This window comes from Streptacidiphilus sp. PB12-B1b (assembly GCF_014084125.1).
In the GTDB taxonomy this organism is placed as follows: Bacteria; Actinomycetota; Actinomycetes; order Streptomycetales; family Streptomycetaceae; genus Streptacidiphilus.
Genome location: NZ_CP048405.1, coordinates 6,466,567 through 6,487,073, shown reverse-complemented (window position 1 = coordinate 6,487,073; position 20,507 = coordinate 6,466,567). Strand labels below are relative to the sequence as shown.

17 protein-coding genes and 1 pseudogene are annotated in these 20,507 nt (G+C 73.6%); 15 read left to right on the top strand and 3 right to left on the bottom strand.

Features of this window, described 5'->3' with window-relative positions; genetic code table 11:
- Nucleotides 1–45: 45 nt before the first annotated feature.
- The gene (locus GXW83_RS28160) at nt 46–1,089 is read right to left on the bottom strand and encodes an ABC transporter permease (RefSeq protein WP_182445859.1); all 1,044 of its coding nucleotides are present in this window, start codon (nt 1,087–1,089) and stop codon (nt 46–48) included.
- A 409-nt stretch (nt 1,090–1,498) separates the two neighbouring features.
- Between GXW83_RS28160 and GXW83_RS28155 the strand changes: the two genes are divergently transcribed.
- Nucleotides 1,499–2,170: a trimeric intracellular cation channel family protein gene (locus GXW83_RS28155; protein WP_182445858.1), complete on the top strand. Its 672-nt coding sequence runs from the start codon at nt 1,499–1,501 to the stop codon at nt 2,168–2,170.
- A 49-nt stretch (nt 2,171–2,219) separates the two neighbouring features.
- Here GXW83_RS28155 and GXW83_RS28150 read toward each other — a convergent pair whose 3' ends face one another.
- Nucleotides 2,220–2,969 carry an IclR family transcriptional regulator gene (locus tag GXW83_RS28150; protein WP_182445857.1) on the bottom strand — a complete coding sequence of 250 codons (750 nt, stop codon included), beginning with the start codon at nt 2,967–2,969 and terminating at the stop codon, nt 2,220–2,222.
- 192 nt (nt 2,970–3,161) lie between these two features.
- On the opposite strand from GXW83_RS28150, the gene GXW83_RS28145 reads away from it, so the two are divergent.
- Genes GXW83_RS28145 through GXW83_RS28135 form a run of 3 tightly spaced genes read left to right on the top strand, consistent with a single transcriptional unit; the run spans nt 3,162 to nt 6,114 of the window.
- Nucleotides 3,162–4,349 carry a cysteine desulfurase family protein gene (locus GXW83_RS28145; RefSeq protein WP_182445856.1) on the top strand — a complete coding sequence of 396 codons (1,188 nt, stop codon included), beginning with the start codon at nt 3,162–3,164 and terminating at the stop codon, nt 4,347–4,349.
- A gap of 51 nt (nt 4,350–4,400) precedes the next feature.
- Nucleotides 4,401–5,549 (top strand): tRNA 2-thiouridine(34) synthase MnmA, encoded by a 1,149-nt coding sequence (gene mnmA, locus GXW83_RS28140; protein WP_182445855.1) that lies wholly within the window; start codon nt 4,401–4,403, stop codon nt 5,547–5,549.
- Nucleotides 5,550–5,580: 31 nt separating this feature from the next.
- Complete coding sequence (locus GXW83_RS28135) at nt 5,581–6,114, top strand: TIGR00730 family Rossman fold protein (protein ID WP_182445854.1); 534 nt, start codon at nt 5,581–5,583, stop codon at nt 6,112–6,114.
- Here GXW83_RS28135 and GXW83_RS28130 read toward each other — a convergent pair.
- A complete protein-coding gene (locus GXW83_RS28130; RefSeq protein WP_182445853.1) occupies nt 6,090–6,245 on the bottom strand; it encodes a hypothetical protein in 156 nt (51 codons plus the stop codon). The two genes, GXW83_RS28135 and GXW83_RS28130, sit on opposite strands and share 25 nt — an antisense overlap.
- Between GXW83_RS28130 and GXW83_RS28125 the strand changes: the two genes are divergently transcribed.
- The 11 genes and pseudogenes from GXW83_RS28125 to GXW83_RS28075 all read left to right on the top strand — a co-directional run bounded on the left by GXW83_RS28125 (nt 6,244) and on the right by GXW83_RS28075 (nt 20,462).
- On the top strand, nt 6,244–6,933 hold the full coding sequence (locus GXW83_RS28125; RefSeq protein ID WP_182445852.1) for an SDR family oxidoreductase: 690 nt from the start codon (nt 6,244–6,246) through the stop codon (nt 6,931–6,933). The two genes, GXW83_RS28130 and GXW83_RS28125, sit on opposite strands and share 2 nt — an antisense overlap.
- Nucleotides 6,934–7,052: 119 nt before the next feature.
- Entirely contained in the window at nt 7,053–8,006 is a 954-nt protein-coding gene (locus GXW83_RS28120) for a methionine synthase (RefSeq protein ID WP_182447607.1), read from the top strand.
- Nucleotides 8,007–8,022: 16 nt separating this feature from the next.
- A complete protein-coding gene (gene ligA, locus GXW83_RS28115) occupies nt 8,023–10,248 on the top strand; it encodes an NAD-dependent DNA ligase LigA (RefSeq protein WP_182445851.1) in 2,226 nt (741 codons plus the stop codon).
- 250 nt (nt 10,249–10,498) lie between these two features.
- Nucleotides 10,499–12,049 (top strand): annotated as a pseudogene (locus GXW83_RS28110) (putative bifunctional diguanylate cyclase/phosphodiesterase); the annotation flags it as partial.
- A gap of 68 nt (nt 12,050–12,117) precedes the next feature.
- Nucleotides 12,118–12,414 (top strand): Asp-tRNA(Asn)/Glu-tRNA(Gln) amidotransferase subunit GatC, encoded by a 297-nt coding sequence (gene gatC, locus GXW83_RS28105; RefSeq protein ID WP_182445849.1) that lies wholly within the window; start codon nt 12,118–12,120, stop codon nt 12,412–12,414.
- Between the two features lie 4 nt (nt 12,415–12,418).
- Nucleotides 12,419–13,930, top strand: coding sequence for an Asp-tRNA(Asn)/Glu-tRNA(Gln) amidotransferase subunit GatA (gatA, locus tag GXW83_RS28100; RefSeq protein ID WP_182445848.1), 1,512 nt, complete (start codon nt 12,419–12,421; stop codon nt 13,928–13,930).
- A gap of 17 nt (nt 13,931–13,947) precedes the next feature.
- Nucleotides 13,948–14,226 carry a hypothetical protein gene (locus tag GXW83_RS28095; protein WP_182447606.1) on the top strand — a complete coding sequence of 93 codons (279 nt, stop codon included), beginning with the start codon at nt 13,948–13,950 and terminating at the stop codon, nt 14,224–14,226.
- Nucleotides 14,227–14,459: 233 nt separating this feature from the next.
- Nucleotides 14,460–15,962 carry an Asp-tRNA(Asn)/Glu-tRNA(Gln) amidotransferase subunit GatB gene (gene gatB / locus GXW83_RS28090; protein ID WP_182445847.1) on the top strand — a complete coding sequence of 501 codons (1,503 nt, stop codon included), beginning with the start codon at nt 14,460–14,462 and terminating at the stop codon, nt 15,960–15,962.
- Between the two features lie 205 nt (nt 15,963–16,167).
- The gene (locus tag GXW83_RS28085) at nt 16,168–16,971 is read left to right on the top strand and encodes a DUF4232 domain-containing protein (RefSeq protein WP_182445846.1); all 804 of its coding nucleotides are present in this window, start codon (nt 16,168–16,170) and stop codon (nt 16,969–16,971) included.
- A 190-nt stretch (nt 16,972–17,161) separates the two neighbouring features.
- Nucleotides 17,162–17,383 (top strand): hypothetical protein, encoded by a 222-nt coding sequence (locus GXW83_RS28080; protein ID WP_182445845.1) that lies wholly within the window; start codon nt 17,162–17,164, stop codon nt 17,381–17,383.
- A gap of 34 nt (nt 17,384–17,417) precedes the next feature.
- On the top strand, nt 17,418–20,462 hold the full coding sequence (locus tag GXW83_RS28075; protein ID WP_370466792.1) for an AAA family ATPase: 3,045 nt from the start codon (nt 17,418–17,420) through the stop codon (nt 20,460–20,462).
- Nucleotides 20,463–20,507 lie beyond the last annotated feature (45 nt).

Here is a 20,507-nt window from a genome sequence, read left to right as displayed (position 1 = left end):
GCGCCTGGTCCGCCGGTCCGGGGACGGGCAGGTGGTGCGGAAGTCTCAGTTCCGGCCGGCTCGCGGGTCCAGCGCGTCACGCACGCCGTCGCCGAAGAGGTTCATCGACAGCACGACGAGCACGAGCGCGACGCCGGGCACGGCCATGTACGTGGGGTCGTACAGGTAGTACTGGGTGGCGGCGTTGAGCATCCCGCCCAGGTCGGGGTTGGGCGGGACGACACCCACGCCCAGGAAGGACAGCGCGGCCTCGGTGGCGATGTTGGTCGGCACCGCCAGCGCGAAGGAGATCAGGATGGGCGCCCACAGGTTCGGCAGCAGCTGCTTGAACAGGATGTGGCCCCAGCCCGCGCCCATGATCTTGGCCGCGTCCACGAACTCGCGCTCGCGCAGCGAGAGGACCTGGCCGCGCACCAGTCGGGCGGTGTAGGCCCAGGCGAAGATCGAGATGATGAAGATGATCGCGCCCAGCTGCAGCGTCTCGCTGGTGCCACCGTGGGTGTTGGTGGTGAAGGCGTTGGTGATCACCGGGGTCACCGCGATGATGAACAGCAGCTGCGGGAACGCCAGGAAGACGTTCATCACCCAGTTGAGGAAGGTGTCGATCTTGCCGCCGAAGTAGCCGGCGGCCAGACCGATCACGACCCCGAGCACCGTGGAGATGGTGGCGGCCAGGATCGACACGATCAGCGACGTCCGCAGGCCGTAGAACAGCCGCGAGAACACGTCGTAGCCGGTGCCCGGCTCGACGCCGAGCCAGTGGTGCCCGCTCATCCCGCCGAGGGAGCCGATCGGGAAGTTGCCCGTGTCGGGGTTGATCGCCTTCAGGTCGGGGGTGATCGGGCCCCAGCCCTCCACCTTCGACAGCAGCGGCGCGGCGATGGCGGCGGCGATGAAGAGCACGGCCACCACGAACGCGATCATGGAGGCGCGGTCGCGCTTCAGTCGCGTCCAGGCCAGCAGGGCGGGCGAGCGGCCGGAGATGGCAGCTGCAGCCACGGGTTCGGGACCCTGCGACGAGTCAGCCGGGTCGGGCGTCAAGGTCGTCGTGTCGCCGTTGGAGCCCGTCGGCTGGGGTTGCTTGGTCATCGTGCAGACATCCCCGGATCTCAGTTCAGATGTTCGTATCGCGGCGCGGTGATAGGGGACTCTACGCATGCCGATTTTCGCTCCTCAAGAGCCAGCCCCCTGCTGAGACCAGAATGAGATCATGCGAGATCGCTACGTTATGATCGAATGTCCGATATGTAGCGAGATCGGCCACCTTCATGGATGACGCACAGCTATGGACCAACGGCATTATGTCCGTTTTAGTGTGGTTTATCCGAGCACCCCGTGCAGTGGTGCATTTTACGAGTTCTTTACATTCGCGTCTGAGGCGTGAGACGGCGGGTGTTTCCGGAGCGTGAATCGTCAACTACGCGGGCGATTGAATGGCCACATTCATTCTCCGGGGCGGCGACGACTTCCGTACTCGGGAAGCCGATACAACTGGGCTGTGACCACCTCACGACTCTTCTCGGCCGACGTGCAGCAGACCCTCGACCTCATCGGCATCTTCGTCTTCGCACTGTCCGGCGGTCTGCTGGCCGTCCGGAAGAACCTCGACATCTTCGGCATCGCCGTGCTCGCCGAGGCCACCGCGCTGGGCGGCGGGCTGCTCCGCGACCTCATCATCGGGGCGGTGCCGCCCGCCGCGTTCGAGAACCGGGGGTATTTCTTCACCCCGCTCGTCGCCGCCCTGGTGGTCTTCTTCCTGCACCCCGAGGTCGCCCGGATCAACAACGCCGTGCAGACCCTGGACGCGCTGGGCCTGGGACTCTTCTGCGTCACCGGCACCGCCAAGGCCCACGACTACGGCCTGGGCTCGGTCGCCGCCGTGGTCCTGGGCATGGTCACCGCGGCCGGCGGCGGCGTCATCCGCGACCTGCTCGTCGGCGAGCTGCCGCCCTCGCTGCTGCGCTGGGACCGCGCGCTGTACGCCGTGCCCGCGCTGGTCGGCGGCACCATCACGGCGCTGCTCATCGCCGCCCACAGCCTCGGCGCCGTCACCGGCACCGCCGCCGCCCTGGTCGCCTTCGCCGTACGGATGCTGGCGCTGCGCTACGAGTGGCGGGCGCCCCGGGCCTGGCACCGCGGCAGCGCCTCCAGTGGACCGGAGGACGCCTGACCCGGGCTCGCGTCCGACCCCGGCGGGCGTCCGGATTTCCGGTGGGCGCTCAGGCGTCCGCCCGGCCGCCGTACTCCTGCGAGACCGCCTCGGCCGTGCGCAGCAGCTCCGGGACCAGCCGGCGCAGCGAGGCCAGCGGGGCCACCACCGTCGGCGTCGAGATCGAGCAGGCGGCGATGGTGCGGCCGTCCACCCCCCGGATCGGCACCGCCACGCAGTTCACCGTCTCCTCGTACTCGCCCCGGTCCACCGCCCAGCCCTGCTTGCGGACCAGCTCCAGCTCGGTCAGCAGATCGCCCGGGGTGCGCAGCGAGCGCGCGGTGTAGGCGGGGAACTCCAGCGCCTCCACCACCTCCCGACGGCGCGCCTCGGCCAGGTCCGCCAGCAGCACCTTGCCCACGGCGGAGGCGGTCAGCGGCGCGCGCTTGCCGATCCGGGAGTACATCCGCACCGGGTAGCGGCTCTCCAGCTTGTCCACGTAGGTCACCTCGCCGTCCTCGTACACGGCCAGGTGGACGGTGTGCCCGCAGCGCTCGTTCAGATCGGCCAGATGGGGGGCGGCGACCACCCGGACGTCGATGCTCTCCAGCGCCAGCTGCGCCAGCGAGAACAGCTTGCCGCCGAGGCGGTAGCGGTAGTCCGACTGGCGGTGCACGAAGCCGTGCTCCTCCAGCGTCCGCAGCAGCCGCAGCGCGGTCGACTTGTGCACCCCGATCCGGTTGGCGGCCTGCTCCAGCGAGGCCGGCCCCTCGGCCAGGGAGGCCAGGATCACCAGGGCCCTGTCCACTGTCTGTGCCATAACCGCTCCCCTGCGGAGTCGTCCGAGCGTCGGGTGCGGCTCCGGGCGCGGACTTCGGGTGTGCAGGGAGCTTAGGCAGCCGTTGCGCAGGATGCAACGCGGGCGGCGGCTGCGGCTCGCCGCGCAGGCCCGGCGGCTGCCGTCCGGCCGCGGTCGGCGCGGGCACCGGTGCCCTCTACACTTGGTCCCGCCATGCCCTATCTCGACCACGCGGCCACCACACCGATGCTGCCCGAAGCGGTCCTCGCCATGACCGCGCACCTGGGCGGCACCGGCAACGCCTCCTCCCTGCACGCCGCCGGCCGCCGCGCCCGCCGCGTCATCGAGGAGTCCCGCGAGACCCTGGCCCAGGCCCTCGGCGCGCGCCCCAGCGAGGTGGTGCTCACCGGCGGCGGCACCGAGTCGGACAACCTCGCCGTCAAGGGCCTGTACTGGGCCCGCCGCGACGCCGACCCGGCCCGGGTGCGGATCCTGTGCAGCCCGGTCGAGCACCACGCGGTGCTGGACGCCGTCGAGTGGCTGGAGCGGCACGAGGGCGCCCGGATCGACTGGCTGCCGGTGGACCGCCTCGGCCGGGTCCACCCCGAGGCGCTGCGCGACGCCGTCGCCGCGAACCCGGACGACATCGCGCTGATCACCGTGATGTGGGCCAACAACGAGGTCGGCACCGTCCAGCCGATCCTCGAACTCTCGGCCATCGCCCGGGAGTTCGGCATCCCCATACACGCCGACGCGGTGCAGGCCTTCGGCCAGCTGCCGCTCTCCTTCGCCGACTCCGGCCTGGACGCGCTCACCGTCACCGGCCACAAGATCGGCGGCCCGTACGGCATCGGCGCGCTGGTGCTCTCCCGCGCGGCCGCCCCGGTGCCGCTGCTGCACGGCGGCGGGCAGGAGCGCGACGTGCGCTCCGGCACCTTGGACGTCCCGGCCGCCGCCGGGTTCGCCGCCGCCGCCGAGATCGCCGTGCAGCGCCGCCCCGAGTACGCCCCCCGGGTCGCCGCGCTGCGGGACACCCTGGTGGCCGGTGTGCTGGCGGCCGTCCCGGACGCGGTGTTCAACGGCGACCCGGGCACCGAGCCGGGCGGCCGGCTGCCCGCCGGGGCGCACTTCTCCTTCCCCGGCTGCGAGGGCGACGCGCTGCTGATGCTGCTCGACGCCCGCGGCATCGAGTGCTCCACCGGCTCCGCCTGCTCGGCCGGCGTCCCGCAGCCCAGCCATGTGCTGCTGGCCATGGGCGTGGAGCCGGCGCTCGCCCGGGCCTCGCTGCGGTTCTCGCTGGGCCACACCTCCACCGGCGCCGACGTCGCCGCCCTGCTGGAGGCGATCGGCCCGGTCGTGGAGCGGGCCCGGATGGCCGGCGCCGCCGCCGCCCGGCGCTGACCGCCGCGCGCACCCGGACCACGCCCGCACGGCACGTACCCTGGACGCATCATGAATGACTTTCCTGGGGCCCCTGACGCAACCTCCACCTCCCTCGGCGGCGGGCGGCTGCGCGTCCTGGCCGCCATGTCCGGCGGCGTGGACTCGGCCGTCGCCGCCGCCCGGGTGGCGGAGGCCGGCCACGAGGTGACCGGCGTGCACCTGGCGCTGTCCAGCAACCCGCAGTCCTTCCGCACCGGCGCGCGCGGCTGCTGCACGCTGGAGGACTCCCGCGACGCCCGCCGGGCCGCCGACGTGATCGGCATCCCCTTCTACGTCTGGGACCTCGCCGAGCGCTTCCGCGAGGACGTCATCGACGACTTCGTCGCCGAGTACGCCGCCGGACGCACCCCCAACCCCTGCCTGCGCTGCAACGAGAAGATCAAGTTCGCGGCGCTGCTGGACAAGGCCGTCGCGCTGGGCTTCGACGCGGTCTGCACCGGCCACTACGCCCGGATCCTCGCCGGCCCGGACGGCGCCCGCGAGCTGCACCGCGCGGTGGACCCGGCCAAGGACCAGTCGTACGTGCTGGGCGTGCTGGACGCCGAGCAGTTGGCGCACGCCGTCTTCCCGCTCGGCGACACCCCCAAGGAGCTGGTCCGCGCCGAGGCCGAACGGCGCGGCCTGGCCGTCGCCCAGAAGCCCGACAGCCACGACATCTGCTTCATCGCCGACGGCGACACCCAGGGCTTCCTGGAGCAGCGGCTGGGCACCCGCTCCGGCGAGATCGTCGACGTCGACGGCGTCCGCCTCGGCGAGCACAGCGGCGCGTACGGCTTCACCATCGGCCAGCGCAAGGGCCTGCGGATCGGCCACCCGGCCGCCGACGGCAAGCCGCGCTACGTCCTGGACATCTCGCCGGTCGACAACCGGGTCACGGTCGGACCGGTCGAGGCGCTGGACGTCAGCGCGCTCACCGGCGTCCGGCCGCGCTGGTGCGGCCCGGCCCCGGTCGGGCCCGGCGCGTACAGCGCGCAGCTGCGCGCCCACGGCGAGCCGGTGCCGGTCACCGCCGAGGTGGTCGACGGCGAGCTGCGGGTCGAGCTGGCCGAGGCCGCCCGGGGGATCGCCCCCGGCCAGGCCGTGGTGCTCTACGACGGCACCCGGGTGGTCGGCTCGGCCACCATCGCCACCACCGCCCGCCCGGCCATGACCGGCTGACCGGGCCGCCGACCGACCCCGGGGGGATCCTGTGCACATCACCGTCTTCTGCTCTGCCAACGACCTCGACGAGCGCTACACCAAGCCCGCCCGGGAGTTCGCCCGGCTCCTCGGCGAGCACGGCCACACCCTGGTCTGGGGCGGCTCCCACGCCGGGCTGATGGGCGCGGTCGCCGACGAGGCCAAGGCAGCCGGGGCCCGGCTGGTCGGCATCAACGTCGGCATGCTCGCCCACCGCAGCTACCAGCACGCGGACGAGCTGGTGATGACCGAGGACCTGGCCGCCCGCAAGGCGCTGCTGCTGGCCCGCGCCGACGCGGTGGTGGTCCTGGTCGGCGGCTTCGGCACGCTGGACGAGGCCACCGAGGTGGTCGAGCTGAAGAAGCACGGCCAGCACGACAAGCCGATCGTCTTCCTGGACACCGACGGCTTCTACGACGGGCTGCGCACCCAGCTGCGGCGGATGGAGAGCGAGGGCTTCCTGCCGGTCGCCATGGACGAGCTGGTGCGGTTCGCGGCGGACGGCGCGCAGGCCCTGGCCTACCTGGAGGGCTGCTCCGGCTGAGCCCCCGGCCCCGGGCAGGAGGCCCGCAGCGCCCGGTGGACCGTCCCGGCGAAGGCGTCGTCGCACAGCCGCAGCACCACCCGCAGGTGGCCGAACACGGACAGCCGGGATCGTGATACTGCTGAACCCATGGGTACACATCTGATCACCGGAGCCGGCTCGGGCATCGGCGCGGCCGTCGCCGAGCGGCTGGCGGAGCGCGGCGAGCAGCTGTGGCTGCTGGCCAGGGACGCCAAGCGGGCCGCGCAGCTGCGCGAGCGGTTCCCCGGGAGCAACACGCTGATCGGCGACCTGGGCACGCCGGACCGGCTCTCCTGGGCGCTGGGCCAGCAGACGCAGCCGGTCGAGCTGGACTCGCTGCTGCACATCGCCGGGGTCGTCCAGCTGGGCACCGTCGGGGACCTCACCACCAAGGTGTGGAACGAGACGCTGGCAGTCAACCTGATCGCCCCGGCCGAGCTGACCCGGCTGTTCCTGCCGACGCTGCGGGTCTCGCGCGGGCAGGTGGTCTTCGTCAACTCCGGCTCCGGTCTGGCCGCGCACCCCGAGTGGGGCCCGTACGCGGCCTCCAAGCACGGGCTGCGGGCGCTGGCCGACGCGCTGCGCGGGGAGGAGCACGGCAACGGGGTGCGGGTCACCAGCGTCTACCCCGGGCGCACCGCCACCGCCATGCAGCAGCGGGTCCGCTCGCAGGAGGGCCTGGCGTACGACGCGGACGCCTACATCGCCCCGGAGTCGGTGGCCGCCGCCGTGCTGACCGCGCTCGACCTGCCGCGCGACGCGGAGATCACCGACCTGACGGTCCGCCCGGGCCGCTGAGCCCGCGCCGGGCCCCCGCCCGGCTGGGGCGCGCGGGCCCGGTCCCGTACGCTGCGGTCGTGACCGCTACGAGTACGTTTCCGCAGTTGGACGGTCCGGGCGCGACCGGTGTCGGGTCGATGCCGGGGACGGACGCCCGGGAGGCCGCGAAGACCGTCACCGGCTCGCTGGGGGCGCTGCCGCACCTGGCCGAGCTGCCCGCCCGCGGGCCGGGCGCCGACATGACCGGCCGCAGCCTGGGCCTGCTGGTCGAGCTGTTCGCCCGGGTCGAGCCGTCCGGCTGGCGCTTCGGCGACCGTCCGGGCCGCGACACCCGCCGCGCCCGCTCCTGGCTCGGCGAGGACCTCGACGCCCTGGAGGAGTTCACCCAGGGCTGGACCGGCCCGCTCAAGGTCCAGGCCGTCGGCCCGTGGACGCTCGCCGCCTCGGTCGAGCTGCACCGCGGCGAGAAGGCCCTGGCCGACCCGGGCGCGGTCCGCGACCTCACCGCCTCGCTCGCCGAGGGCCTGCGCCTGCACCTCGCCGAGCTGCGCCGCCGCGTGCCCGGCGCACAGCCGCTGCTGCAACTGGACGAACCCTCGCTGCCGATGGTGCTGGCCGGGCAGGTCCCCACCGCCAGCGGCTGGCAGCGGCTGCGCGCGATCGACCGCCAGGTCGCCGAGGAGCGGCTGCGCGGCCTGGTCCAGGCCCTGGACGTGCCGGTGGTGGTGCACTGCTGCGCCCCGCAGGTCCCGATCGGGCTGCTGCGCCGCGCGGGCGCGGCGGCCGTCTCCCTGGATGCCGCCCTGCTGACGGAGCGTGACGACGACGCCATCGGCGAGGCGGTGGAGGAGGGCACCGTCCTGCTCGCCGGTGTCGTGCCCTCGGTAGGACCGGCGTTGTCGGACCCGGCCGGTAGTGTCAGCGGTGTCAGGACGTTGTGGCGCAGGCTGGGGCTGGACCCGGCTCTGCTGGCACGGCACGTCGTGGTGACGCCCAGCTGCGGTCTGGCGGGCGCCTCCCCGGCCTACGCCCGGCAGGCGCTGTCACACAGCGTCATCGCCGCGCAGAGCCTGGCGGACAACCCGGAGTAGTCAGGGGGGAGCACTGATGGCAGCGATCGAGGAGGACCGAGTGGTGGCCGACGTACCTGCGGAGGCAGACGACCGGGTGCGGCACGCGGAGCTGTCACAGGAGATCGAGGACCACCGCTTCCGCTACTACGTCAACGAGGCGCCGGTGGTCAGCGACGCCGCGTTCGACGCGCTGATGCGTGAGCTGGAGGAGATCGAGGAGCGCAGACCGGAGCTGCGCACCCCCGACTCCCCGACCCAGAAGGTCGGCGGCTCCTACTCCAACGACTTCGCCGAGGTCACCCACCTGGAGCGGCTGCTCAGCCTGGACAACGCCTTCACCGACGAGCAGTTGGACGGCTGGGCCGAGCGGGTCGAGCGGGAGCTGGCCGGGCGGGCGTACCACTTCCTGTGCGAGCTGAAGATCGACGGCCTGGCCGTCAACCTCACCTACGAGAACGGCCGGTTGGTCCGCGCCGCCACCCGGGGCGACGGCCGCACCGGCGAGGACATCACCGCCAACGTCCGCACCATCGCCGAGATCCCGGACCGGCTCAGCGACGACGGGGGGCACGCCGTGCCCGAGCTGGTCGAGGTGCGCGGCGAGATCTACTTCCCGATCGAGGCGTTCGAGGAGCTCAACGCCGCCCGCGTGGCCGCCGGGGAGGACCCGTACGCCAACCCCCGCAACTCCGCCTCGGGCTCGCTGCGGCAGAAGGACCCGCGGATCACCGCCTCCCGGCCGCTGCACATGATCGTGCACGGCATCGGCGCGCGCCGCGGGTTCGACATCGACTGCCAGTCGCACGCCTACGAGCTGCTGCACGCCTGGGGGCTGCCGACCGCCCGGCACAACGCGGTCGTCTCCTCCCTGGCCGAGGTCAAGGAGTTCATCGCCCGCTACGGCGACCGACGGCACTCCGTCGAGCACGAGATCGACGGCGTCGTGGTCAAGGTGGACGAGATCGCCCTGCAGGGGCGGCTCGGGGCCACCTCCCGCGCGCCGCGCTGGGCCATCGCCTGGAAGTACCCGCCGGAGGAGGTCAACACCAAGCTCCTCGACATCCGCGTCAACGTCGGCCGCACCGGCCGCTGCACCCCGTACGCGGTGATGGAGCCGGTGCTGGTGGCCGGGTCGGTGGTGGAGTACGCCACCCTGCACAACCAGGACGTGGTCAAGTCCAAGGGCGTGCTGATCGGCGACACCGTCGTGCTGCGCAAGGCCGGGGAGATCATCCCGGAGATCCTCGGGCCGGTGGTGGACCTCCGCGACGGCACCGAGCGCGCCTTCGTGATGCCCGCCAACTGCCCGGACTGCGGCAGCGAGCTGCGCCCGATGGCCGAGGGCGACATCGACCTGCGCTGCCCCAACGCCCGCTCCTGCCCGGCGCAGCTGCGCGAGCGGATCTTCTACCTGGCCGGGCGCAAGTGCCTGGACGTCGAGGCTCTCGGCTATGTCGCGGCCACCGCGCTCACCCAGCCGCTGGAGCCCGCCGAGCCGCCGCTGCTGGACGAGGGCGACCTGTTCGACCTCACCATCGAGCAGCTGCTGCCGATCAAGTCCGTCGTCCGCGACATGGACACCGGCCTGCCCAAACGCGACCCGGAGACCGGCGAGGAGAAGGTCGTCACGTTCTTCGCCAACCTCAAGGGCGAGCCCAGGAAGACCGCCCTCGCGCTGCTGGAGAACCTGGAGGCGGCCAAGCAGCGCCCGCTGGCCCGGATCATCGCCGGGCTGTCCATCCGCCACGTCGGCCCGGTGGCGGCGGCCGCGCTGGCGCGGGAGTTCCGGGACCTGGACCGGATCGCCGCCGCCAGCGAGGAGGAGCTGGCCGCCACCGAGGGCGTCGGCCCGGGCATCGCCGCGGCGGTGACGCAGTGGTTCGCCGAGGACTGGCACCGCGACATCATCGAGAAGTGGCGCGCGGCCGGCGTCCGCTTCGTCGAGGAGGGCGGCCAGGAGGAGCAGGGTCCGCGCCCGCTGGAGGGGCTGGTGGTGGTGGTCACCGGCACCCTCGCCGACTACACCCGCGACGGCGCCAAGGAGGCGCTCCAGGCGCTCGGCGCCAAGGTCACCGGTTCGGTCTCGAAGAAGACGGACTTCGTGGTGGCCGGCGACAACCCCGGCTCGAAGTACGACAAGGCGGTCCAGCTGAAGCTGCCGGTGCTCGACGACGCCGGATTCGCGGTGCTCCTCGCCGACGGCCCGGAGGCCGCCCGGTCGGTCGCCGCGCCGATCGCCGCGCCGGTCGCCGAGGAATGACTGATTGCTCGTCAAATGACTTAACGCAAAGGCAAAATGCTCAATGCGGTGCAATCCGGTACCGCGAACCGGCGGCAAGGACACCACTGGGTTACGTACCGTCCAATTTCATGTCCTCTGCACAGACGGGCACTTAGGCTTGAAGCAGCCCGTCCGCAGCGGGTGCGCGGGGAAGCAAGAGGACCACTTCATGGATCGCACCTCGAGGTCCGGCCATGCCGCCGGCCCGTCCGACCGGGCTGGGCAGACGGCCAGGGCCGCAGTGTTCGTCGGCGCGCTGACGGCCGGGGCGGCGCTGCTCGTGCCGCTGGTGGTGCTCACCCTGCGGCACGCGCCGCAACTGCTGCCGCTGTTCGCCGTCCCGCTGACGGTGCTGTACGCGGCCTGGCGCCTGGCCCGCGAGCGGATGCGCGACCAGGAGACCGACGCGCTGACCGGGCTGGCCAACCGCAGCGCCCTGCTGCGGGCCGCCCGCGAGGCCATCGCCGCCGACCAGCACCCGCACCGCACCCCGCACCTGCCCGGGACGCACCACGCCGCCGCCCTGCACCGGGTCGCGCTGGTCCTGTTCGACCTCGACCGCTTCCGCTCGCTCAACGACACCCTCGGCCACGCGGCCGGCGACCGGCTGCTGGTCCAGGTCGGCATCCGGCTGCGCCGCGCCGTCCAGACGCCCGGCGCGGTCGTCGCCCGGATCAGCGGCGACGAGTTCGCCGTGCTGCTGCCCGGCGCGGGCGGTGACGCCGACGTCCTCGGCACCGCCCGCCGGCTCGCCGCCGAACTGGCCGCGCCGGTCTTCCTCGACGGCATCCAGCTGGTGCTGGAGTCCAGCGCCGGGCTGGCCGTCTCGCCGGACCACGCCGCCGACGCCGAGACGCTGCTGCGCCGGGCCGACATCGCCATGGCCCACGCCCAGCGCAGCCGCAGCGGCATCGAGATGTACCAGCCGGAGCAGGACGCCGACACGCCGGAGCGGCTGGGCCTGCTGGCCGACCTGCGCCGGGCCCTGGACAACGGCGACGTGAAGATCCACTACCAGCCCAAGGTCGCCTTCGACGGCCATGTCGTCGGGCTGGAGGCCCTGGTCCGCTGGGACCGGGTCGGCCGCGGCCCGGTCAGCCCGGAGGAGTTCGTCGGCCTGGCCGAGTCCACCGGGCTGATGCCGCAGCTCACCGACTACGTGCTGGACGCCGCGGTGGCGCAGCTGGCCGGCTGGCGGGCCGAGGGCATGACCGTGCAGGTCGCCGTGAACGTCTCGCCGCGCGACGTGCTCCGGCAGGGCTTCGCCGGCTCCGTCGCCGACCGCCTCGCCCGGCACGGCGTCCCCCCGGCGGCCCTGCAACTGGAGATCACCGAGCGGCTGCTGCTGGAGGACGGCCAGCTGGCCGCCGCGACCCTGGAGGAGCTGCGCCGGCACGGCGTCGGCATGTCCCTGGACGACTTCGGCACCGGCTACTCCTCGCTCGTGCGGCTGCGCCGGCTGCCGGTCGGCGAGCTGAAGATCGACCGCTCGTTCGTCAGCAGGATGGTCGCCGACGACCACGACGCCGCCGTCGTGCTGTGCTCGGTCCAGCTGGCGCACTCGCTGGGCCTGACCGTGGTCGCCGAGGGCGTCGAGGACGACCAGACCTGGGAGCGGCTGCACGACATGGGCTGCGACGCGGTGCAGGGCTGGCTGGTCTCCGCCGCCCTCCCGGCCGACCAGGCGACCGCCTGGCTGCGGATCCGCAACGCCTCCGCGCCCGCGCTGGACGCCGCCCCGGGCGAAAGGCCGGTGCAGGCCCCCGCCCCGCCTCCGTAGGATGGGGGTCGCGCCGTTGTCAATACACTGGCGTCGACACGTGAAACTCACCCGGATGGGATCGCTGCATGCCTGGCATTACGCGCGAGGAGGTCGCCCACCTCGCCCGGCTGTCGCGGCTGGAGTTGAAGGCCGACGAGCTGGACCACTTCGCCGAGCAGCTCAACGCGATCGTGGACGCGGTCGCCCGCGTCAGCGAGATCGCCGCCGATGACGTACCGCCGACCTCGCACCCGCTGCCGCTGACCAACGTCATGCGCGCGGACGTGGTCCGCCCTTCGCTCACGCCCGCAGAGGCCCTCGCCGGAGCCCCGGCCGTGGAGGAGCAGCGCTTCCGCGTGCCGCAGATCCTCGGGGAGGACTAGGACCATGGCTGATCTCACCACCGCCTCCGACCTGACGCGGGCCACCGCCGCCGACACCGCCGCGGCCGTCGCCGCCGGCACCGTCTCCGCCGTCGAGGTCGCCCAGGCGCACCTGGCCCGGATCGACGCCGTCGACGGCAAGGTCCACGCCTTCCTGCACGTCGACACCGAGGGCGCGCTGGCCGCCGCCCGCGCGGTGGACGCCAAGCGCGCCAAGGGCGAGGAGCTGGGCCCGCTGGCCGGTGTCCCGCTCGCGCTGAAGGACGTCTTCACCACCAAGGGCGTGCCCACCACCGCCGGGTCGAAGATCCTCGAGGGCTGGATCCCGCCGTACGACGCCACGGTGACCCGCCGGCTGAAGGAGGCCGGCGTCGTCGTCCTCGGCAAGACCAACATGGACGAGTTCGCCATGGGGTCCTCCACCGAGAACAGCGCCTTCGGCCCGACCGGCAACCCGTGGGACCTCTCCCGCATCCCCGGCGGCTCCGGCGGCGGCTCCGCCGCGGCGCTGGCCGCCTACGAGGCCCCGCTGGCCATCGGCACCGACACCGGCGGCTCGATCCGCCAGCCCGGCGCGGTCACCGGCACCGTCGGCGTCAAGCCGACCTACGGCACGGTCTCCCGCTACGGCCTGATCGCCTTCTCCTCCTCGCTGGACCAGGGCGGCCCCTGCGCCCGCACGGTCCTGGACGCGGCGCTGCTGCACGAGGCCATCGCCGGGCACGACCCGCTGGACTCCACCTCCATCGACGCCCCGGTGCTGCCGCTGGCCGCCGCGGCGCGGCTGAAGGACGTCACGGGCATGCGCATCGGCGTCGTCAAGGAGTTCGGCGGCGACGGCTACCAGCCCGGCGTCATGCAGCGCTTCCACGAGTCGGTGGAGCTGCTGCGCTCGCTGGGCGCCCAGGTCGTCGAGGTCTCCTGCCCGGCGTTCAGCTACGCCCTGCCGGCGTACTACCTGATCGCGCCGTCCGAGGCCAGCTCCAACCTGGCCCGCTTCGACGCCATGCGCTACGGCCTGCGGGTCGGCGACGACGGCACCCGTTCGGCCGAGGACGTCACCGCGCTGACCCGCGAGGCCGGCTTCGGCCCCGAGGTCAAGCGCCGGATCATCCTCGGCACCTACGCCCTGTCCTCGGGCTACTACGACGCCTACTACGGCTCCGCGCAGAAGGTCCGCACCCTGATCACCCAGGACTTCGCGCGCGCCTTCGCCGACGTCGACGTGCTGGTCTCGCCGACGACGCCGACCACCGCCTTCCCGATCGGCGAGCGCGCCGACGACCCGATGGCGATGTACCTGGCCGACCTCTGCACCATTCCGTCGAACCTGGCGGGCAACTCGGCCATGTCGGTGCCCTGCGGCCTCGCCCCGGAGGACAATCTCCCGGTCGGCCTGCAGATCATCGCCCCCGCCATGGCCGACGACCGGCTCTACCGGGTCGGTGGAGCGGTCGAGGCGGCACTCAACGACAAGTGGGGACACCCCCTGCTGGAGGAGGCACCCGCACTGTGAGCAAATCCATCGTCAAGATCGAGAAGGCCGAGTCGTTCGACGCCAAGGCCGCCAAGGCCAGCCGGTCGAGCCAGCTCAAGGGCTTCAAGCACAGCAAGCCCGGCCTGCTGATCTCCATCGGCACCAGCGCCTTCGGCGCGGTCGGCGTGGTCAAGGACATCCGCAAGTCCCGCAGCGAGGGCGACACCCTCAAGCTGGTCAACGCGGCCGTGGCCGCACTCGCCATCGTCACCAGCACCGCGCTGCTCGTCCGCGAGCTGCGCCGCCTGGGCAGCGACGACGTACTGGCGCCCTGACGGCCCCTCCCGTCCGCGCGACCGGGCGGGGCAGGGCAGCTCGTGCCCGGCCCCGCCCCACGCGGCCCCGACCGCCCGTACCGCACGCATCGCACGCATCGCACGCATCGCACCGCGGAGGCAGTCCGGGAAGCTCGACGGCGGGACGTGCGCCCCGGCCGACTTCGACAGATCCCCGCCCACTCGACCTGGTTCGAGGGACTGACTCACGCATTGAAGGAGTTGCACTTCCTATGACCGTCACCGTCGACCTGGTGTCCTACGAGGACGCCCTCGCCGCCTACGACCCGGTGATGGGCCTGGAGGTCCACGTCGAGCTGGGCACCGCCACCAAGATGTTCTGCGGCTGCTCCACCGAGCTGGGCGAGGAGCCCAACTCGCAGGTCTGCCCGACCTGTCTGGGGCTGCCCGGCTCGCTGCCGGTGGTGAACGCGGTCGGCGTGGAGTCCGCCGTCAAGATCGGGCTCGCGCTGAACTGCGAGATCGCCCAGTGGTGCCGCTTCGCCCGGAAGAACTACTTCTACCCGGACATGCCGAAGAACTTCCAGACCTCGCAGTACGACGAGCCGATCGCCTTCAACGGCTACCTCGACGTCACGCTGGAGGACGGCGAGGTCTTCCGGGTCGAGATCGAGCGCGCCCACATGGAGGAGGACACCGGCAAGTCCTCCCACATCGGCGGCTCCACCGGCCGTATCCAGGGCGCCTCGCACTCGCTGCTGGACTACAACCGGGCCGGCATCCCGCTGATCGAGATCGTCACCAAGCCGATCGAGGGCGCCGGCAGGCGCGCCCCCGAGGTCGCCAAGGCGTACGTCGCCGAGCTGCGCGAGGTGATCCGGGCCCTGGGCGTGTCCGAGGCCCGGATGGACAAGGGCCAGATGCGCTGCGACGTCAACCTCTCGCTGCGCCCGCACGGCCGCGAGCAGTTCGGCACCCGTTCGGAGACCAAGAACGTCAACTCGCTGCGCAGCGTCGAGCGGGCCGCCCGGTACGAGATCCAGCGGCACGCGGCCGTGCTGGACGCGGGCGGCACCATCCTGCAGGAGACCCGCCACTTCCACGAGGAGGACGGCAGCACCAGCGCCGGGCGGATCAAGGACAACGCCGAGGACTACCGCTACTTCCCCGAGCCCGACCTGGTGCCGGTCGCCCCGGCCCGCGAGTGGGTCGAGGAGCTGCGCGCCGGGCTGCCGGAGATGCCCAGGGTGCGCCGGGTGCGGCTGCAGGGCGAGTGGGGGATCTCCGACCTGGAGATGCAGGCGGTGCTGAACGCCGGCGCCATCGAGCCGATCCTGGAGACCATCGCCGCCGGCGCCCCGGCCGACCAGGCCCGCAAGTGGTGGATGGGCGAGCTGGCGCGGCGCGCCAACGAGTCCGGCACCGACCTCAGCGCCCAGCCGATCACCCCGGCCCAGGTCGCCCGGGTGTGCGCGCTGGTCGCCGACGGCTCCCTCAACGACAAGCTGGCCCGCCAGGTCATCGAGGCCGTCCTGGACGGCGAGGGCGAGCCGGACGAGGTCGTCGCCAAGCGCGGCCTCGCCGTCGTCAGCGACGACTCGGCGCTGGGCGCGGCGGTCGACGCCGCGATCGAGGCCAACCCGGACGTCGCCGCCAAGATCCGCGACGGCAAGGTCGCCGCGGCGGGCGCACTGGTCGGCGCGGTCATGAAGGCCACCCGCGGCCAGGCCGACGCGGCCCGGGTGAAGGAGCTCATCCTCGAACGGCTTGCCTGAGAGGATCGGCAGCACAGCCTCGAACGGCTCGGCTGACCACCGCTGTGGGATCCGTGCCCCGTCCGCGTTCGCGCGGGCGGGGTACGGCCTTGTCAGGGGCCCTGTCTGTAACGGCAGTCGTTACGGTCGCCGCGAAACCGGCGCTGTCCCGCCCGCCGTGTAGGGGAGCAATACCAGCTTTCACACGGACCACCCGGGGGACCGCATGACCACGCCCAGCAACGCCCGCCGCCGCATCCTCCCGCTCGCCCTGCTCGCCGCCGGCACCACCCTGGCGCTGACCGCCTGCGGGGGCGCGACCGGAAGCAGCAGCACCGCCGCAGGCGGCGCCGCGCCGTCGTCCGCGACCTCGGCGGCGGCGTCCACGGGCGGCTCGGCCGCACCGCAGTCCTCCGCCCCGGCGGGCTCCACCGGCTCCACCGGCGGCAGCTCCACCAAGGGATCGACCGGCTCGACCGGCGGCTCCGCGTCCGGGACCACCATCAGCAGCGGCAGCTCCGACGCCACCAGCGACGCGTACGCCTACAAGCACCCCTGTGCCGGTGACCGGCTCGCGGTGAAGTCCGTCTACGACCCGTCGCTGGGCGCGACCAAGCGGCTGATCGAGGTCACCGACACCGGCAGCACCGCCTGCGGCCTCAGCTACTACCCGATGGTGGCGATCGACGCCAGCGCCACCATCAACGTCGGCCACGGCCAGGCCGAGACCATGCAGCCCAAGGTCCCCGGCGGCCTCGGCGGCGCGCCGTACTACGCGCTGTACGCGGGCCGGACCGCCTACGCCGTGGTCGACCTCGACCCGAGCCACAGCACGGCCGGTGCCGGCCGCAGCTACGACCAGCTGTCGGTCATCGCCAGCAGCGACCTGCCGAACGTCTACGAGGTGGACACCAAGATCGTCGAAGAGGGCGGCGGCTCCGGCAACCCCTACGTCAAGGCGCCCTTCCTGGGCCTGTACCGCAGCACCGTCGCGGACGCGGCGGCCTCCGCCAACCCCGCCAACGGCTGACCTGAGGCCCCCCTCAGCCGCCCCGCCGACGACCGGCGGGGCGGCTGAGGCATTGCCGGGCCCCGTCTAAGGCATCCGGGCGCCGCAGGATGGGGCAGGCTCCCGATGCCCCGGACCCCCCTCGGCGAGCAGGCTTGGTCCAGGCAGGAAGACCTGCCGGAACCCGGCGGCAGCACCCGAGGAGCAGCCCATGTTCACCGAACTGACCCACCAGTCCCTGCAGGGCCGCGAGGCCGAGCTGCGCCGCTTCGCCGAGGAGCAGCGCCGGGTGCGCGCCGCCCTGGAGGGCGCCCCGGAGCGGACCGCGTCCTGCGGTCCACGGCCACCGGGGGGTGAGCCGGACTGCACGGCCCCGGCCCGGCCGTGGTGGGTCCGGCGCTCGCGCCGGGCGTCCGCCGCCGGATGCTGCTGACCTCGGCGCGGAGGTCTGTGCGATGCTCGCCTGTGTGGAGCGGATATCTGTGAGCCCGGTGTTCGTCGCCCGCTCCGTCGAACTGGCGGAGCTGGCGGCGGCCCTGGACCGGGCCGGGGCGGGGCAGCCGCAGGCGCTGCTGGTGGCCGGGGACGCCGGGGTCGGCAAGACCCGGCTGCTGGAGGAGTTCGCCGCGGTGGCCGGGGCCCGCGGCGCGGCCTTCGCCCTCGGCGGCTGCGTCGAGGTCGGCGCGGACGGGCTGCCGTACGCGCCGGTGGCCTCCGCGCTGCGGGCGCTGCACCGGGCGCTGCCCGCCGAGGTCGAGCGGGCCGCCGTCGGCAGCGAGGCCCATCTCGCCCAGCTGCTGCCGGAGTTGGGCGACGCCGCGGAGGCGGCCGCGGCCGCCCGGGACGAGTACGGCCGAGCCCGGCTGTTCGAGCACACCGCCCAGTTCTTCGAGCGGCTGGCCGCCGACCGCACCGTCGTCGTCGCCCTGGAGGACCTGCACTGGTCCGACCGCTCCACCCGGGAACTGCTGGTGTACCTGGTCCGGATGCTGCACGACGCCCGGGTGGTGCTGGTCGGCAGCTACCGCAGCGACGACCTGCACCGCCGGCACCCGCTGCGGCCCTTCCTGGCCGAGCTGGACCGGCTGCGCACCGTCCAGCGGCTCGACCTCGCCCGGCTGGCCCGGGCCGAGGTCGCCGAGCAGCTGCACGGCATCCTGGACGCCGCGCCCTCGCCGCAACTGCTGGACCGGGTCTTCACCCGCTCCGAGGGCATCCCCTTCTTCGTGGAGGAGCTCGCCGCCAGCCACCAGCAGGGCTGCTCGGCCGGGCTCACCGACTCGCTGCGCGATCTGCTGCTGGTGCGGGTCGAGGCGCTGCCCGAGCCGGTGCAGAACGTGCTGCGGGCGCTGGCCCAGGGCGGCTCCGCCGTCGAATACCGGCTGCTGGAGGCGGTGCTGGGGCTGCCCGAGGACGAACTGATCGCGCTGCTGCGGGCCGCCGTCGACGTCAACATCCTGCGTCCGACGGCGGACGGCGACGGCTACCGGTTCCGGCACGCGCTGGTCCGCGAGGCCGTCGCCGACGACCTGCTGCCCGGCGAGGGCAGCCGGATCAAGCGCCGCTACGCGACCGTCCTGGCCGAGCGCCCGCAGCTGGTCCACGACGACGAGCGCACCACCCGCCTGGCCAACTACTGGTACGCCGCCGGCGACCCGGAGCGCGCCCTGCCCGCCGCCCTGGACGCGGCCCGCGAGGCCCGCAGCCGCAGCGCCTTCGCCGAGCAGCTGCACCTGCTGGAACGCGCCCTGGAGTTGTGGGACCGGGTGCCGGGCGAGGTGCTGGCGCGGCTGCGCCCCGGCGCCGACGTCGAGTCCTACCCGCTGGACCCGGCGGACCCGGCGGACCCGTCCGCACCGTCCGACGGCCCGGAGCCGTGCAGCCGGTCCGGTCCGCGCTGCGTCGACCTGCTGGCCGAGGCCGCCGTCGCCGCCCGGCTGGCCGGGGAGCGCGAACGCAGCCTCGGCCTGTGCCGCCAGGCGCTGCGGCTGATCGACGAGACCGCCGACCCGGCCCGCGCCGCCTGGTTCCTGACTCTCAGCTCCCGCGTCTGCGGCCCCGGCGACCAGGCCAAGGCCGAGCTGGAGCACGCCCGCCGGCTCATCGGCGACGGCCCGCCGAGCGCCGTCCAGGCCGAGGTGCTGACCCGCCTGGCCGCCTGCGACGTGGTGGAGTGGCCGGTCGAGGAGGACCTCGACCTGGCCGAGAGCGCGGTGCGGATCGCCCGGCAGGTCGGCGCCGAGACCGTGGAGCTGCACGCCCGCTGCACCCTCAGCTCGCTGCTGGTCGGCCTGGACCGCGAGCAGGAGGGGCTGGCGGAACTGGACCTGGTGCTGCCCCGGGCGCTGGCCCTGCAGGATCCCGACCTGCTGTCGCGCACGCACGTGCTCTACACCGACGTCTACGAGGGGCTGGGACGCTCGGCCGAGGCCGTCGAGGTGGCCCGCGCCGGAGCCCGGATGGCCAGGATCAACGGCCTGCTGGGTGCGTCCGGCACCACCCTGCGCGGCAACCTGGCCGAGTCGCTGATCTCGCTGGGCGAGCTGGACGAGGCCGCCGACCTGCTCGCCGCCGCGCCCCCGGAGCTGGGCTCGGCCGGGGAGCGCGGCTTCCTGGCCCGGATGCGCGGCGTCATCGCGCTGCTGCGGGACGACCTGCCCGAGGCCGCCCGCCAACTCGCCTGCTGCATCGAGCAGTCCGCCCCGTCCCGATTCCAGTTCCAGCTGCCCGAAGCAGAACTGACGATCCGTCTGGCCGTCGCCGAGGGGCGGTTCCAGGACGCCCGCGCGGAGCTGCTGCGGCAGCTCGGCGCGGCCTTCCCCCGGGGCAAGTCCCGCTACGTCTGGCCGCTGCTGGTGCACGGCGCCGCCGCCGAGGCCGACGGCTACGGCCTGCCCGCGGCCGCCGACGGCCGCCCGGAGGTACTGGCCCGGATCCGCGGCGCCGCCGCCGGACTGCGCCGCACCCTGCCGCTGGAGCGCGGCTGGTCGCTGCTGCTGGACGCCGAACTCGCCCGCGCCGACGGCCGGTCGGAGCCCGAGACCTACCGGGCGGCGGCCGAGGCGCTGGAGGCCACCGGCCTGCCCTACCCGCTGGACCTGGCGCTGCTGCGGGCCGCCGAGGCCGAGGCCGCCCGGGGCGACCGCGCCGCCGCGGCCGGGCTGCTGCACCGGGCGCAGGCCCAGGCCGCCCGGCACGGCGACGTCCGCACCCGGCGCGAGGCCGCGCTGCTCGCCGAACGCGCCCGGCTGCGCCCCGCCGACGGGCCCGCCGGACCGCAGCCGCAGGGCGGCCCGGAGCCGGAACCCGCGGTGTTCGGGCTCACCCCCCGGGAGCGGGACGTGCTGCGGCTGGTCGCGCTGGGGCGCACCAACCGGCAGATCGCGCAGGAGCTGTTCATCTCGCCGAAGACGGCCAGCGTCCACGTCTCCAACATCCTGGCGAAGCTGGAGGTGGCCGGCCGGGGCGAGGCCGCCGCCATGGCGCACCGGCTGCGGCTGGTCCCGGCCTGACGGCGCGCCCGTCGGGCGGCGTACCGGACGGCCGGTGCGGCACCG